Here is a 15,234-nt window from a genome sequence, read left to right as displayed (position 1 = left end):
CTCGACGCCGGGAGAGTCACCAGCTCACACCCCCGGAGAGGAGAACGCCATGACAACCATCAGCCCCACCATCACTCTCGAACAGATCGTCAATGATGCTCGCCGCAGGATCGAGGTCTCCGACCCCGAACTCGAAGAAGCACGAAAGCGCCGTTCTGCGATCGGAGCCGCGTTGCGCAACGAGTTCATCGCCAGCCGCACCTACGTCAACGGCAGCATCGCCCACGGCGACGCACTCACGCCACTCGCCGACGTCGATCTCGGCGTCGTCGTGCCCGACCCGGACAAGGAGTACGGGCCGGGCAAGCGCGGACCGAAGGACCTCAAGGAGCGTGCCGCGGACGCTATCCGTGCCGGTCTAAAGGAGGAGTACGGAGACCTTGCCGTCGAGGTCAAGGGCCGCAAGCGCTCCATCCTCGTGCGATTCCGCGACCCGGTGGCCCCGGGACAACCGGACTTCACTGCCGACGTGATCGTCGCCATCGACAACCCTGACGGCGCGGGCCTCTACATCCCTCGATTCGATACCTGGGATCGCTCCCACCCCGAGAAGCACACCGAACTCGTCAACACCGCGAACAAGATCACCGAGGCCCGCTTCGCCCGTGTCGTGCGACTACTCAAGCACTGGAACCGTAGCAACAGCAAACCGATGTGCTCCTGGAACATTAAGGCGCTCGCGCTCGACTGCATCATTGCCCCGACAGCCCTAATTCCGGGGCTCCACGCATGGTTCGATCACGCGATCGAGCAGCTCTCCCGCGGCGAGACCCCCGATCCCGCTGGCGTCGCGACGAACCCCATCAAGCTCAACGCCACCCGAACCGAAGTCATCCGCCGACTCACCCGCGCACTGGAGAAGCTCGATCGTGCCATCGAGTACGAAAAGGACGGCTACATCGTCCTCGCCCACAACGAACTCGCGAAGTTCTTCAACGATCCTGAGATGATGCCCGCCCCGGACCCCGTCGCGGTAATGGAGGAAGAAGCCCTTCGGATCACCGCGCAGAAGACCAAGGACACCAAGACCTTCGGCTCGCCCGCCCTCCTGACGGGCACCGGCGCCTCCGCTGGTCGAGTTCGTGGAAACGTACGCTCATGGGGAGCCTGACCATCCGGTGGTACGGGGCCGACCCTGTGTGGACGCTCCCGTTCCAACGCGACGCAAGACGACACTACGGCCAAGCCATGTCCATCGAACTGCGCCGCGACTACCTCCTCTACCGTCACGAGGGCCTCGATATCCCTGGACGCGATCAGCCAGTTCCCTTACAGATTCGCTTCGAAGCGCACCCGTTCTACGAGACCTACGGGCTTGCACCCCAGGACTACCCGCGAGTGTTTGCCGACCCCGGATTGGCCTCACCTCACCGCATGCCCGACGACAGCCTCTGCCTCTTCTACCCCGCAGACCCACCCGAGCGAAGATGGACAGCAGACGACGGTCTCCTCGCGCTCCTCGATCTCGCCGGTGACCACATCTACTTCGAAACCTACTGGCGCCACACCGGAGGCCGTCGAGGCGGCAAGTGGCTCGCACCAGAGGCACCCCACGGCTACCCAGGTAGAACACGATGACCCCGACACCGCTGCCCTCCACCGAATCAGTGCTCACGGTAGCAACCGTCAGCTGGGACGGCATCGCGACCATCATCGCCGCGCTCCTCGCCACGATCGTCGCCATCATCGGGTACAGCATCCAGCAAGGGCTCGCCCGCAAAGAGCGGCGAGCCGTCATCTATAGCGAGGCGCTGCGCGCAGTCGAGGACTACCTGGAAGCTCCGTACCTCATAATCCGCCGCGACGGGTCAGCTTCCGCACGCCAGAGCATCACCACGCACATCAGTGACATCCAGTCGCGCCTGTCCTACTACTGCGCGCTACTGGACATCCATGCGCACTCTGAGATCAGCACCGCGTACCAGGCACTGGTTTCCTCAGCGCGGGCCGAAGCCGGCAAGACGATGTCAGCCGTTTGGCGAGGCCGTCCCACGCGGCGAGACAAGGGTGTGCCGATCGCCTCACGTTACGACCGCTCCCGCAGCGACGACGCCCGACGCGCCTACATTGCGGCTATCAAACGCCACGACGCATGATCGGCCGAGTCTGCGGGGCGTGAAGCAGTCAGCCCCGATTCGCTGCTGACCGGAGGATGAAGGAAGAGCCCTCGGCAACTCCGTTCCTATCACCGTTGCCGTCCATGCGAGTCCCGCATGACCATGCCCTCGGTGAGCAGCCAGGCGCGGACGGTCCCGGCTGAGAATCCTAGCCCGTGCCCGATCCGGTCCAACGATTCACCGGCCGCGTACCGGCACCTCATCTCGTCCACCTCGGCCTCGAACGGCGACCGACGCCGCAATTGCACCCCTCGTGAGCGAAGCAGTGACGATAGCGCGGGACGGCTGACGCCCAAGTCAACGGCGGCCTCTCGTAACGTCGCCCCCGCCCTATAGCGCGCCTCCGCCCCGAGCAAGAGATCCTCACTGACGATCACCTGCTGCCTTACACACGGCGATTCCCGGCGGCCTGAACGTCTGGTCCTACGTCTGATCGCCAAGTGCTTGGCCGCCATCTGAGCCAAGGGAGGGGCAAGTTTCGAAAATGCTCCCGCTAGGTCCACCAACGATCCGCTGGAACAACTGGAAGCATCAGTTGTTTCAGCGGGTTTTTTTTGCCCGAATAGGTCCTTCCCTCGCTTTCCCCCGTTTTGTGGTTTTAAACACGGGGCAATCCGGGAAGTCAAGCGTTTCTTTGCGGTATTCGCCTGTTGTCACGACACTGCGAGTGCTTTCCACGGCGACGTAGTCGACGTCGGCGCTCGGTCCACGTCAACGATGATCCATGACGACGGGTGGCCATTCGACAGGCTCAACGTTGCCCGGCTTGATGGTCAGACCGTCATCCTATTCGAAATAGGGAGACGTATCTCCTTTTCTGGGATAGATAAAGAAGACTGAGTTTGAACCGAAGTGCACCCGAGGGGACGGGGCATCACCGCTGAACCATGTGCTCTAGACCTTCGTGATTGGGCCGGTGGAGCGAGCTTCGACGAACCGGGGGTCGCCAGCAAGGTTGACTCCTCCGAACCAGGAGTCGCCGGTCAGAATAGGCTCCTTCGAGGCGGGCGTCGGCGGGAAAGAGGGCACCTTCAAAGCGTGCAACTTCAAGCACCACTCCATGGAAATTGAAGCCGCAGCCTGACCATGAAGTATCGGCGGTAACCCTCAAGTGGGAAGAAATGACGCTGACGACGGCCTGCCTGACGACCTGGTTGTTTGTCGGTAGCTGTGGTGCTCCTCGACTTCTGGTCGAAAATATCCTGAAGTTCGCCAGTTCACTCCAATGTCCGACCTATATGGAAGCCGGAGGTTGCCGCAGAGGACATTGATGCATGCTGCCGCTTGAGTCCGCGGATCTGGTCTGCCACACCCAGTCATCGCGTGAACGCCAGCCATCCAGACCGCTGGGTCGGGATGGCCCACTTGTTGCGCTGCGGCCCGAGGTGTTCGAAAGAACGGCCACGCTCCAGGTCGCGCTGCTTGCGGTAGGCGACGACCAGGAAGACGACACCGCTGAGGCCGGCAACATTGGTGAGAGCCGTTGCGATCACATCAGCACGCTGGACTGGTTCTGGGACGATGTCGAGGATGCGCCCGAGGACGGGTTCGCTGTTGCCGTGATGATCAGCGCTGCCGCCACCCGATGAGGACGGCAGGGTAGAGGGATTGTCGCAAGGCCCACTTTCTGGCTGCGGCGTACTAGCGCTTCAACCTTCCGAGAGTCTTTGATTCTGTGAGCCTCGTGTGTTTTTCGTGATTTTTCAATCAGGCTATGACGTGTGACCCTCCGCCGACGCTTCACTGGATCATTTGTGTCCAGGCAGGTGGGTGACGCGAGACTTGACCTGCTGCTCGCCCCCAATTGATGAGTTGTGCATTACGCATCGAGGAACTGCTCAATGGCGCCGAGGGTGGAGGTAGCGGTGGCGATGAAGGTCAACGGCTGAGTTTTCAGAAGCAGCGCCATTTCATGATTAACCTGTGGCTCGGCGACGTCGGCGCGGAGCTGATGCAACCAGGTGTCCACAGCTGCGCCATCATGAGTGGTCAGGGCCCGGACGCCTCGACCGGCAATTACGGGCGGAGCTGGACACGAGACCCACGTGCACATAGGTGGCATCCCTGGAGGCCCATTTCGGCTAGGATGTCGTTTTGTTCTGCCACGAGGAAGGAACGCCAGCGGCACAGGGCTCAGCCTCTGCAGTGCGTACACCAGTTCATGACCGTCCATCGTGGCAATCTGCTTTCGAGGGTTATCAGGGACAAGCAGGTAAAATGGTTGCCTCGGCTATGCCCTGCGCCCCGGATCTGACGGTCCGGACCTGAAAACCGGTACGGTTCAGCACCTAATGACCAATCCACGGAGGTCGTTGTTCACTTCAATGACCGGACACATGTGCTGGTATTCCATCAAGCCCCCGGCTCCTGGCAGGGCAGTGCTGGCATCCTCACGGATGCGGTTCCGGCCAGCCTACTCCTCCTCCTACTGGACCTCGCCCAGGTTGAGGACGAGCGTGGGTGCGACCGTGCTGCCGGCCTCCCTGGAATTGAGGTCCAGGCCGTCGCTGCTGCTGGAGTCCATGCCAAGAGAGAGCTGTTGGCCGAGATCACCGGTCAGGCCAGTGACCGCCAGCGGAACGCTGTAGCTGATGTCTTTCGTTGTCGGGCCGAGCGTGCCGATGATGCTGGTGCCGAGCGCCGGCCGGCTGAGGTAGGTGATCCCACCCTCGGTCCAGCTGTCATCAGCGACCAGCTTGACGTTCTGCATACCCGTTGAGCCGCTCCTGGCGCTGTGCAGCTGCAGCGTCGCACTCTCCAACGTCCTACCCGCATACGCCGACAGGTCGAACTTCAAGTACATGACCTCCACCGGCCTGTTATCCACACCCAAGATGGTACTTGTGCCATAGTTGGTCCCCGTCGCCCCGCTCGACACATAGCTGTCAGCGGTGGCCGTGAGGGTGACTGTCTCCGATGTGCCGCCGCCCTCGGCAGGCACGTCCAACGTGCCGTCGTCCGCGGCAGCCGCAGTGGTGAAGTCCCACGTCCTGTCCGCCGCCAACGCATTACCGGCAACATCCATCACCCCACTGGATCCGCCCCTGATCGTCGCCGTGTACGTTGTGCCCGCCGCCAGATCCGTAGCCGGGTCCAACGTCGCCACCATGTCCGTGTTGTTGTACATCACAGCGGCCGGCACCGTCGTCGTCCCCGACCGCAGCGTGAACGTTCCCGACGTGATCGTCGAGGCATCCATCGCCTCCGAGAACGTCCCCGTCGCATTCGTACCCACCGCCACACTCGTCGCACTTGCTTCCGGAGACGTACCCGTCACCGTCGGAGCCGTCGTATCACCACCGCTGCCGCTGCCGCTGCCAGGGTCGTAGAAGTGCCAGTACCGACTGGTGGCGCTCACACTGGCGAGCACCAGCAGCCCACTGTTGGCCGTTCCCCACGCCGCAGCGTTCAGGTTCTGCTTCGTCGACGTCACGTTGTGGACATACTGGTCGGCGTCGACGATGCGAGCCGTCTTCGTGGTGGTGAAGTTGATGTCGCCCAGCGGCGTGGACTTCTCGTAGATCGCGCCGCCCGAACTGGTGCAGACACCAGCGTTCGTCGTGCCACTCGGTTTCGGATAGGTAGCAAAGGTACGCAGCTCCTGTTTGCTCTCATCGATCAGGAGCATTACCCGGTTCGGGCACTCCGCCACAGTCGCGATCGTGTGCGCAGACCACGTCGTACCACTCAATGCCAACAGCTGGATCAGCGGCTGGGACGCGGACGTGTACGACGTCTTGATAGCGGCGAAAACCTGATCACCCGAGGAGTCCAGCCACTTCAGGTTCATGTGGTCATCACCGCTGCGCTGCCCCTGCACCGCCGCCACGGGGGTGGTCCAGGCGGTGTTCGACGCTCCATCGTCGTGGTAGCTCCAGTACATGCCATCGTTGGAGTCACCGAGCTGCCGGCTCCACATCACACCGATCTTGTCCCCACCGAACGCAATCACAGCCGACGTGTCATCCACCGACACGTTGCTCAACGGTGCAGGATGCGGAAACGGCGTCCCCCACGTCGTGCCGTCGGTTCCAGTGACGTTCAGGTAGATCCGGTTGTCCTGCTGCCATGTAGCCCAGACCCGACCAGTCGAGTCCTTGTCGACGGTCAGGGCCTCAACGCGGTGATTGTTGATCTGTGTAGAACTCACCAGCATGTACGTTTTCGTACTGGAGTCGTAGCTGTATCGGCGCATCGTCGTCGGGTAGTTCGGCTCAGCCGGCCGACCGTCGTTGAGGAAGCGGTAGCTCGCCACATACAGCGTCGTCCCGTCCCACAACACGTCATGATGGGTGCTTGCCCGCGGGTCCGTCGTCACACCTGTATCGGCCCACGAGCTCGTCATGGCATCAAACCGGAAGATATGAAAATCTCTGCTCGCCGGGTCCCACAGGTTCCCCCACCAGAGCCCGTCGTTGAACCACAAACCACTCGTTGCCCGCTTCGAACCCGTAGGTGTTCCCGTCCCTGAATAAGACGGACCTTCAACCCCAACATCACCCGGAGCGGCCGACGCCCCAACAGGCGCCACCAGAACACCCACCGCAAGCAGCAGCGTTGTCAGCAGTGCTTGGAGCCGCAGATTCCGCGACCCGCCTGGGCGAAAACCAGCCGAGCGACCACCTCTCCGCCTTACGCCGCCATGCCAGAAAGCCCTGCGACCTCTACCACGCCCGCCCATGTTGCTCTCCGGACTTTGAACGTCGACCTTTCAGTCCACACAGTCATTTCGACCCCCAAGTTCGTACATAATAAATGGTTCAAGCATTTAAAGCAACCCCCCGATTGTGATGACGGTGGACAGCCTGACACTGAACCGGATTCTTCCCCCGTTCACCCCCGTCCTGACGGGGAAATCACGAGATCTTAGGGGGCATTACTGGACATCACAGGAACGTAGGAGAAATCTCGATCCCCTAACAGGGGGTCAGGGGTTCGAATCTCCTTAGCTCCACCAACGATCCGCTGGAACAACTGGAAGGATCAGTTGTTCCAGCGGATTACTTTTAGCCCGCTAATGTCTGATTAGTCCGCGTCAGCTCAGGGAAGCGCCTGTCGCGGAAGATGCTAACGGTTCGGTTGCGCAGCCTGCGATACTCGTAGACACAAGCGACCCTAGGAGAGCCATGAAGGATCCACCGGCACCGGGCAGGCGTGAATACCGTCGGCGGCTTTGGGGAGCGCTGGGCGGAGCCAGTCTGGGTTTTGTCTTGGCATACGTCGGCTACACGCTGATCACACCGGTGCTGGAAGCCAGCCCCGGAATAATACGTGAGTTGCAGGGCCTGTCGTGGAATCTCGTTCCTGGTCTTACTGTGCTCGGTGGCATCGTCGGGTGGCTGCTAGCTGGCCCCCGGCGAGGGCGCTGAATGGAGGCCTCCGGCACCCTCGTGCCGGCAGGGCCGTCGTCGTCGCTAGGAGGCAGGCTCGGAGTCGCGTTTGGCTGGCCGATGTCCGGCGATTGCGGCGCGGAGGTCTCCCTCTTCGTGTCCGCCCTCTTTTTTGCCGAACGGCAACACCTTGAGCAGTGGGTGCAGCATTGCCATCACAATTAGACCCCAGGCGAGTCCCAAGACGGTCGAGCATAGGGTGTTCACGAGCCAGGCCAGGAAATCGCCGACCACTGCGATCCCGACGAACGGGGCCTCAAGGGCATGGACCAGGTCGTACGGTAGGTGCCAGCCAAGGTCATACACACCCTGCAGCATGATGTGCCCGCCGACCCACAGCATGGCGATTGTGCCGATGAAGGTGATGGCGGCGAGGACGGCGGGCATCCCCTTCACGAGCGCCTCGCCGAATCGCTTGGAGCTAGCGGAGTCTTTGGTGGTCAGATGCAGGCCGATGTCGTCCATCTTGACGATCAGAGCGACGGCTCCGTAGACGATCACGGTGATCGCAATCGCCACGACGACGAGGATAATCGCCCTGGCCCATATCGATTCGTCAGCCACCTCGTTCATCGAGATGACCATAATCTCGCAGGACAGGATGAAGTCGGTGGTGATGGCACCCTTGGTGACTTTAGCCTCCGCCTCGGGTCCCCGGTCCACCGCCGGCGCCTTTTCCGCATCGTGATGCCCGCGGAGCTTGTGCCAGACCTTCTCGGCACCCTCAAAGCACAGATAGGTGCCGCCCAGCATGAGGATGAATGGGATGATCCACGGGATGAAGGCACTGATGAGCAGCAATGCCGGCAGAATGATCAGCAGCTTGTTACGGAGCGAGCCCCAGAAGATTCGCTTGATCATCGGCAGTTCGCGGGACGGGTCCGCCCCGGACATGTACTGCGGGGTGACGGCGGCGTCGTCGATCACCACGCCTGCCGCTTTGGCGCCAGCCTTGGCGGCGCCAGCAGCAACATCGTCCACCGAGGCAGCCGCTATGCGGGCGAGGGCTGCGACATCGTCCAGCAGGGCGACGAGACCGCCGCTCACAGTTCAAGTCGAAACTGTTTGAGAGCGGAGAACCGGGTGCGTGGGCCTCGGTTGAGGCGAGTGATCAGCATGCTTCAAGTATATGGTCCGGATGGAGATTCGACAGGGATGGTGGCGCTCACCCGGCTCCTGGTTCCGGCGACAGCCCACGCAACCCTGTTGCGCCCAAGGTTCTTCGCCTGATACAGCGCGGTATCGGCCCGGCCGAGGAGCAGCGACGCGCTGTCCCGATTCTCGGACAGGGCCGCCCCCACCGAGCAGGTCACCTGCAGATCAAGCGCTGCTGCCCGGAGACGTTCAAGGATGCCGTCTGCCTCGCTCGCGGAACAACCGGGTAATAGGACGACAAACTCGTCGTCGCCGATCCTCCCCAGGGTGTCACCGGATCTCAGTACCCTCTGCCAGGCGCCCGCAAGTTCCTCCAATAGCCGGTCACCTGCCGCGTGACCCTGACGATCGTTCACGCTCTTGAAATGATCGACGTCGATCAGTCCCGCGACCAGCCTCTTGCCAGTTGGATCGTCCCCGCTCAGAGCCGCTTGAAGGATCCGGTCCTGGCCTGGACGGTTCATGACAAGGGTCAGCGGGTCTATTTCGCTGTGTTCACGGGCCTGGGATAGCCACATGATGACACCACCGGTGGTGGTAATGACGGTGAAAAGTGCGATCGGTTCAAAGGCGGTCAACTGGTGGGTGGATTGCTCCTGGGGGAGCACTGCGACGCTGAGGTAGGCGACGGCGGCGAATCTGATCTCCACGGCGGCCACCAGCGGATTCAGGAACAGCAGCGCAAAGATGATCACCCAGAGGTAAAAAAAGCTGAATGACACCGTCACCGAAGTACTGCCGCCGGTAGCGGTCAGCGCGGTGATGACGGCTGTGCCAGCAGCCAACAGCCACGGCAGAACCGCCAGCGGAGTCCGGTGCCGCAGCTTGTAGACGGGTAGACCGATCACGATGAGGAGCACTCCCAGTCCGATCAGAAGGCGATCATTCAACGTGCTCGGGTGGGGGAAAACCAGGACGAGGAGCATCGCCACGCCACCCACCAGATAGAACAGGGCCATGGCGGAGACAGCCACCTCCCGCGGGTAGGGGAAGGGCCGGGTTCGGCGCAACCAGTTCAGGAGGCTCGCGAAAGCAGCAGGAGAGTTGGTGCGTGGGGGTGTGTACATGGCTGAGACCTTGCTGTTCAGTAGCCCATCTGCTGGCGAACCGCTCAGAGCAGCAAGGGGCTTATGGCCAACCTGCAGCAGAAGAAAACGTTGGTTCATCCAATGCGGGTGATGTGGTTACCTCTGCGCAGGGGCACAGTGCTGAGGTACAAGCATCGGGACCCCACCGCAGGTCCTGATAACCCGCGCACGTCGCTGAAGGAGTAAAAGTGGAAATCCTTTCAACAATCTGGGACTTCTTTTGGCTACTGATCTGGATCTATGCCGTAATCGCCTTCCTGACCCTGTTGTTCTCGGTTGTGGCAGATCTGTTTCGCGACGAGACCCTGTCCGGTTGGCTCAAAGCGGTATGGCTTGTTTTCCTGGTGTTTGTCCCGTTCATTTCGATCCTGGTCTACCTGATCACACGGGGGGACGGGATGGCGGACCGGGGCCAGCGACTGGTCACCGAACGCAGGGAGGCGCAAGCCGAGTACATCCGGTCGGCCGCCGGTCCCAGCATCAGCGACGAGATTTCCAAGGCCCACGCTCTCCTCGATGCGGGAACCATCAGCGCCGAGGAATACGAGCTCATCAAACAGCGGATGCTAGCCCGGTAACGCACTCGCGGTGCCAGTCAACATGCGACGCTCAACGGGCGTCACCTTCTCTAGGGAGTAGTTATGGATTTCTGGAACAGTTTTTGGAGCATCTTCTGGTTCTTTTTCTGGATCTACGCGGTGCTGGCTTTTGTCACAATTCTGTTCTCAGTCATCGCTGATCTTTTCCGGGACAAGACCCTCAAAGGATGGCATAAGGCAGCCTGGCTGGTCGGCCTCATTTTCTTGCCTTTCCTGTCGATCCTTGTGTATCTCATCGCCCGCGGCGACGGCATGACGGCTCGGAACGAACAGCAGGCAGTCGCCCGGCATGACGCCCAGTCCGCGTATATCCGGTCGGTGTCCGGTGTCAGTCTCAGTGACGAAATCAATAAGGCGAGGGTACTCCTCGATGCGGGGACCATCACCGATGAGGAGTACACCCTGATCAAGCAGAAGGCGCTGAGCGCCTAGTCGTGGAACCGGTCCTGTCAGGGTCAGTCACTTCAGTAGTCCTCGGAGAACCGGTACATGAACGCGGCCATCGCGTCACGGTTCACTGGGGTGAGGGCATGGTAGGTTTTTGTGCCATTGGGTCCAGCCCAGCCGGTGCTGATGCCGGTGGATGCCAGCCAGGCCATCTCCAGATAGAACTTCTGGCTGGTATCCACATCGGCAAACGGTGATCTTGTTGGGGGAGTGAACGCCGGGCTGCCCGCCATGCGGTACATGAACGCGGCCATCGCGTCACGGTTCACTGGGGTGAGGGCACGGTAGGTTTTTGTGCCATTGGGTCCAGCCCAGTCGGTGCTGATGCCGGTGGATGCCAGCCAGGCCATCTCCAGATAGAACTTCTGGCTGGTATCCACATCGGCAAACGGTGATCTTGTTGGGGGAGTGAACGCCGGGCTGCCCGCCATGCGGTACATGAACGCGGCCATCGCGTCACGGTTCACTGCTGTCAGAGGCCGGTATGCTCGGGCCCCGTCGGATTCGGTCCACCCAGTGCTTATTCCGCTGGCCGCCATCCACGACATTTCCCGCTGGAACTTCATGCCCTCCGGAACGTCACTGAATGGCTGCGGGTTAACGGCCGGTGCTACCGCTTTCACTGCCGCCGCGGCATCAACCAGCCCTGTTCCGCAACCTCCGGTGTAGCAAACTCCAGGGAATGGGCGGGAGGTCGCCTTGAGCTGTGCCTCGACCTGCGCCGGGGTAAGCGACGGATCAACCGACAGCATCAGCGCCGCGGCGCCCGCCACATGGGGCGTCGCCATCGAGGTTCCCTGCAGATAGCCGTAGCTTTCGGTCTCCGGGCCGGCTCCGCTGTTCAGGGTGGACAGGATTGCGCTGGAGCGGCCGGTCGACGCATCGCCGCCGGGAGCGCTTACATCGACTTCAGGCCCGTGGTTCGAGTAGTTGGCCTTGTTTCCCTCACGACCGGTGGCCCCGACCACAACTACGTTGTTGCAGTTCGCTGGCGTCGTGTATTTTGCGAAGGTGTTTTCATTGCCCGCGGCGGTTATCACGACGGCGTTCTGGCTGTTTGCGTAGTTGATGGCGGTCTGGAAGGTTGTCCCGCAGGTGCCGGCGCCGCCGAGGCTGAGATTGATGACTTTCGCCGGGGTGGGGTTCAGGGGGAGGCCTGGCACGCTGCCGCCGGCGGCCCAGAGGGTGGCGGCAGCAACATCGCTGGTGTACCCACCGCAGGCTCCAAGAGCGCGGATTGGCTGAATCTGTGAGTCGTAGGCGACGCCGGCAATGCCCTGGGAGTTGTTCGCTACGGCGCCAATCGTTCCGGCTACGTGGGTTCCGTGCCAGGACGACGGATCGGAATTGCACTGGTCGCCTTCATCGGTCGGGTCTGAATCACGGCCGTCATTATCACCGGCGATCTGTGGGCTGGTGATGAAGTCGTAGCCGGGAATGATGTTCCCAGCCAAATCGCTATGTTCCGTAATCCCGGTGTCAATGACAGCCACCGTCACCCCCGCACCAGTTGACCGCTCCCAGGCCGAATCGACGCGCATCCCCGCCTCCGCCTCGAACAGGTTCCACTGGGAGTCGTACAGGTCATCGTCCGGGGCGATCGCCGTCGGCTGCATGAAAACATCGACCTCGGCGTATTCGACATCCCCGCGCGATTCCAGAGCGGCGACGACGCCGTCCGATTGTTCGGCAGTCAGGTCCTCTGTCGCTTCCACCACCGTTGCACCATCGACGGTGACGCCTACCTCGGTGACCGGTATCCCGAGACTGTTGACGGTGTTCTGGTAGGTCCTACCCCGTTCGCTGGTGCCGTCGCCGTTGCCGTCGAACTTCACAATGAAGCGGTCAGCAGGATGGTCTGCGGGATTGGTGTCCGTAGTCAGCGCCTCGGCAACCCCAGCGGTTTTGTCGGACTGTTGCCCAGCGAAGGCGGGCAGCGCCGTGATCGACCCGGCCAGCAGGGCTGCAGCAGCAGCGGAAGCGATTGATCGAGTCAGCCAGGAACTTTTCGGATGCCGGGGACTGGGGCCAAACGTCATAACAAGTTCCTTGAGAGCGAGGTCAAGGGACCACCATGACATCCCCCACCGGAATCATACAACCGGTCAGCGTTCCACTTCCCAGCCCCACCCCAACCCGGATCGAGTCAACACAAATAGCCACATTCCGGCACCAAACCTGCCATATGTGTTGACTCGATCCAAAGCGAGGAGGGGGGAGGTCATCCGATCGGACTAGGCCGTGCGGGGGAGTCGGGGCGCACCACCCGCTGACTAAACTGGCACTCATGATGGATCCCGCGCGCCCTGCTCCCGGAAGGCCGGACCGGTGAACCTCCTCGCCCGGCTGAAATCCCAGACGGTCGGGGACCACGACAACAACTGGGAACGCCCCGGTCCCACAAAGGATGAGCTCCGCAGGGACGTCATCGGCGTCGTCATCTTCGCGCTGGTCAGCGCGTTCGCCCTGGAACTGACCCGCGGCTTTGGGATGGTGGAGGAGGACAACCACCCGGTATGGGTCCAGCACGGAGTGCTGGCACTGATGATCGTTCCCCTGGTGCTCCGGCGCAAATACCCGGTCCTGGTGATGCTGGCGATGTCAGCCCTCTTCATCGGGCTGAGCCTGCTGTCACCCCTGGTGTCGCTTCAGCTCTCGTACCAGGTGGCGTATTTCGCCTCCCTGTATTCGGCTATTGCGTGGGCCAAGGACCGTCGGATGTTGTGGCTGGGCATCGCGGTGGTGGTGGCGGCGATGGCCCTGTGGCTCATCCTCGCCCTGACGGTGGCCAACACCTTCGACGGTGTCCTGGCGCAGAGTGAAGACAACCCTGATTTCGTTGGCGGGATCCTCGATCCGTTGGCATCGGTGGCGCTTTACAACTTTCTGGTGAACTTCGCTTACTTTGGCGGCGCCATCCTGGCCGGAATGACCTCGTGGCGCAACGCCTTGCAGCGAACCCAGCTCGCCGAACAGGCCGCGGAGATCACCCGTCAGGCCGACGAGCTGGCGAGGCGTGCGGTGGTGGAGGAACGGCTGCGAATCGCGCGTGAACTGCACGACGTCGTCGCGCACCACGTCTCGGTGATCGGCGTTCAGGCGGGTGCGGCACGCCGGGTTATCGAGAAGCGGCCGGAGGTCGCCGTCGAATCACTGCGCACCATCGAGCAAGCGAGCCGGCAAGCAGTGACGGATATGCGGAACCTCCTTGGCGTGCTCCGATCCGAGAGCACCGATCTCGGCGACACCGACGACGGCGGGCGGCGCCCCGAACCCGGCCTGGACGATCTGGAAGCACTGGCCCGCCAGCATCGGGAGCTTGGGCTGACCGTCAAGTTTGGCATGGTGGAAGACATCCCCGGCGCACTGGCCAGAGTTTCGGCACCACTGGCCCTTTCGCTATTCCGGACGGCCCAGGAATCGCTCACCAACGTGCGGCGCCATTCGACCGCCGGTTCCGCGGTGATGACGCTGCGGACCGGACTCGTCGGCGACCAGCGGTGGGTCGAGCTCGAAACAGTGGACAATGGGATGCCGCGTCCCAAATCCGAGCCAGGGTCCGGGTTTGGTCTGCAGGGCATCCGAGAACGGGTGGCACTGCACCGGGGCACTGCCGAAATTGGACCACGCTCCGAAGGCGGCTGGCGTGTCCGTGCCAGGTTCCTCGTTCACTAACCCAGAAAGACATTCCATGGATTCGATCCGCGTTCTGCTTGCCGATGACCAGGCCCTGGTTCGGGCAGGCTTCGCCACCATGCTCTCCATCGAGGAGGACATTGAGGTGGTCGGTCAGGTCACCAACGGTCAGGAGGCGGTTGATTTCGCCCACCGGCACGAGGTCGATGTGATCCTGATGGACGTGCAGATGCCACTCATGGATGGCATCCAGGCTACCGAGCTGATCACCCGGGCCGGCCGCGGGAAAGTCATCATCCTGACTACCTTCGAACGCGATGACTATCTCTTTGACGCTATCCGCAGTGGTGCCAGCGGGTTTCTCCTGAAGAACGCCGATCCTGACGATTTGATCGCCGCGGTGCAGGCGGTTGCCGGCGGGTACGCACTGCTCGCACCCGAGGTGACCGTTCGTGTGATCGAACGCTTCGCCAGGTCCCTCGAGGTTGCGGGGGAGACCACCCCCGGTGCCCAGCCCAGCGCTGAACTCCGCAAACGGCTTGACTCGCTGACACAGCGGGAGAAGGAAATTCTCTCCAGCCTGGCGACCGGTCTCAGCAATGCCGAACTGGCCGGTAGGTTCTTTCTGGCGGAGGCCACCGTCAAGTCGCATGTGTCATCGTTGCTGGCGAAGGTGCAGGTTCGGGACCGGGTGCAGGCCGTGGTCTTCGCCTACGAAAGTGGTCTCATCCGTCCGGGGGAGTAGCAGGTTCAGCCTTTTGACTCATCCCCCGGGCGGGGGCGTTGCCTAGGGTTGATTCCA

Annotated in this window: 15 protein-coding genes; 9 read left to right on the top strand and 6 right to left on the bottom strand. The window is 62.0% G+C overall.

Annotated elements, in window-relative coordinates; all coding sequences use genetic code 11:
• Positions 1 to 49: 49 nt before the first annotated feature.
• The 3 genes from B384_RS0107630 to B384_RS0107620 all read left to right on the top strand — a co-directional run bounded on the left by B384_RS0107630 (position 50) and on the right by B384_RS0107620 (position 2,096).
• Positions 50 to 1,111, top strand: coding sequence for a nucleotidyltransferase domain-containing protein (locus B384_RS0107630; protein ID WP_019482524.1), 1,062 nt, complete (start codon positions 50 to 52; stop codon positions 1,109 to 1,111).
• 77 nt (positions 1,112 to 1,188) lie between these two features.
• On the top strand, positions 1,189 to 1,578 hold the full coding sequence (locus B384_RS18185) for a hypothetical protein (RefSeq protein WP_156809013.1): 390 nt from the start codon (positions 1,189 to 1,191) through the stop codon (positions 1,576 to 1,578).
• Entirely contained in the window at positions 1,575 to 2,096 is a 522-nt protein-coding gene (locus B384_RS0107620; RefSeq protein WP_019482522.1) for a hypothetical protein, read from the top strand. Before B384_RS18185 ends, B384_RS0107620 begins: the two co-directional genes overlap by 4 nt.
• 89 nt (positions 2,097 to 2,185) lie before the next feature.
• Here B384_RS0107620 and B384_RS18180 read toward each other — a convergent pair whose 3' ends face one another.
• Positions 2,186 to 2,494 carry a hypothetical protein gene (locus tag B384_RS18180; RefSeq protein WP_019482521.1) on the bottom strand — a complete coding sequence of 103 codons (309 nt, stop codon included), beginning with the start codon at positions 2,492 to 2,494 and terminating at the stop codon, positions 2,186 to 2,188.
• Positions 2,495 to 3,391: 897 nt separating this feature from the next.
• Between B384_RS18180 and B384_RS0107600 the strand changes: the two genes are divergently transcribed.
• Complete coding sequence (locus B384_RS0107600) at positions 3,392 to 3,706, top strand: hypothetical protein (RefSeq protein WP_019482519.1); 315 nt, start codon at positions 3,392 to 3,394, stop codon at positions 3,704 to 3,706.
• 230 nt (positions 3,707 to 3,936) lie between these two features.
• Here B384_RS0107600 and B384_RS20530 read toward each other — a convergent pair whose 3' ends face one another.
• Together B384_RS20530 and B384_RS18175 are read right to left on the bottom strand one after the other, a co-directional pair.
• Positions 3,937 to 4,086, bottom strand: a complete 150-nt coding sequence (locus B384_RS20530) for a hypothetical protein (protein ID WP_019482518.1) — start codon at positions 4,084 to 4,086, stop codon at positions 3,937 to 3,939.
• A gap of 456 nt (positions 4,087 to 4,542) precedes the next feature.
• Entirely contained in the window at positions 4,543 to 6,462 is a 1,920-nt protein-coding gene (locus B384_RS18175; protein WP_237715260.1) for a CBM96 family carbohydrate-binding protein, read from the bottom strand.
• 781 nt (positions 6,463 to 7,243) lie between these two features.
• Here B384_RS18175 and B384_RS20520 point away from each other — a divergent pair.
• Positions 7,244 to 7,486, top strand: a complete 243-nt coding sequence (locus B384_RS20520) for a hypothetical protein (RefSeq protein ID WP_156809012.1) — start codon at positions 7,244 to 7,246, stop codon at positions 7,484 to 7,486.
• 45 nt (positions 7,487 to 7,531) lie between these two features.
• Here the strand turns inward: B384_RS20520 and B384_RS0107585 are convergent, their stop codons facing one another.
• Both B384_RS0107585 and B384_RS19645 read right to left on the bottom strand, forming a co-directional pair.
• Complete coding sequence (locus B384_RS0107585; protein ID WP_019482516.1) at positions 7,532 to 8,554, bottom strand: DUF808 domain-containing protein; 1,023 nt, start codon at positions 8,552 to 8,554, stop codon at positions 7,532 to 7,534.
• Between the two features lie 74 nt (positions 8,555 to 8,628).
• On the bottom strand, positions 8,629 to 9,729 hold the full coding sequence (locus tag B384_RS19645; RefSeq protein WP_237715259.1) for a GGDEF domain-containing protein: 1,101 nt from the start codon (positions 9,727 to 9,729) through the stop codon (positions 8,629 to 8,631).
• A 209-nt stretch (positions 9,730 to 9,938) separates the two neighbouring features.
• On the opposite strand from B384_RS19645, the gene B384_RS0107575 reads away from it, so the two are divergent.
• Positions 9,939 to 10,328 (top strand): SHOCT domain-containing protein, encoded by a 390-nt coding sequence (locus tag B384_RS0107575; RefSeq protein ID WP_019482514.1) that lies wholly within the window; start codon positions 9,939 to 9,941, stop codon positions 10,326 to 10,328.
• A gap of 63 nt (positions 10,329 to 10,391) precedes the next feature.
• The gene (locus tag B384_RS0107570; RefSeq protein WP_019482513.1) at positions 10,392 to 10,781 is read left to right on the top strand and encodes an SHOCT domain-containing protein; all 390 of its coding nucleotides are present in this window, start codon (positions 10,392 to 10,394) and stop codon (positions 10,779 to 10,781) included.
• A gap of 32 nt (positions 10,782 to 10,813) precedes the next feature.
• Here B384_RS0107570 and B384_RS18165 read toward each other — a convergent pair whose 3' ends face one another.
• Positions 10,814 to 12,835 carry a S8 family peptidase gene (locus tag B384_RS18165; RefSeq protein WP_083850879.1) on the bottom strand — a complete coding sequence of 674 codons (2,022 nt, stop codon included), beginning with the start codon at positions 12,833 to 12,835 and terminating at the stop codon, positions 10,814 to 10,816.
• Positions 12,836 to 13,124: 289 nt separating this feature from the next.
• On the opposite strand from B384_RS18165, the gene B384_RS0107560 reads away from it, so the two are divergent.
• Together B384_RS0107560 and B384_RS0107555 are read left to right on the top strand one after the other, a co-directional pair.
• Entirely contained in the window at positions 13,125 to 14,471 is a 1,347-nt protein-coding gene (locus B384_RS0107560) for a sensor histidine kinase (RefSeq protein WP_019482511.1), read from the top strand.
• Positions 14,472 to 14,487: 16 nt separating this feature from the next.
• Positions 14,488 to 15,177 (top strand): response regulator transcription factor, encoded by a 690-nt coding sequence (locus B384_RS0107555; protein WP_019482510.1) that lies wholly within the window; start codon positions 14,488 to 14,490, stop codon positions 15,175 to 15,177.
• Positions 15,178 to 15,234: the final 57 nt, after the last annotated feature.

This window comes from Arthrobacter sp. TB 23, assembly GCF_000294595.1.
In the GTDB taxonomy this organism is placed as follows: Bacteria; Actinomycetota; Actinomycetes; order Actinomycetales; family Micrococcaceae; genus Arthrobacter_D.
This window is presented reverse-complemented; position numbering and strand designations above follow the sequence as displayed.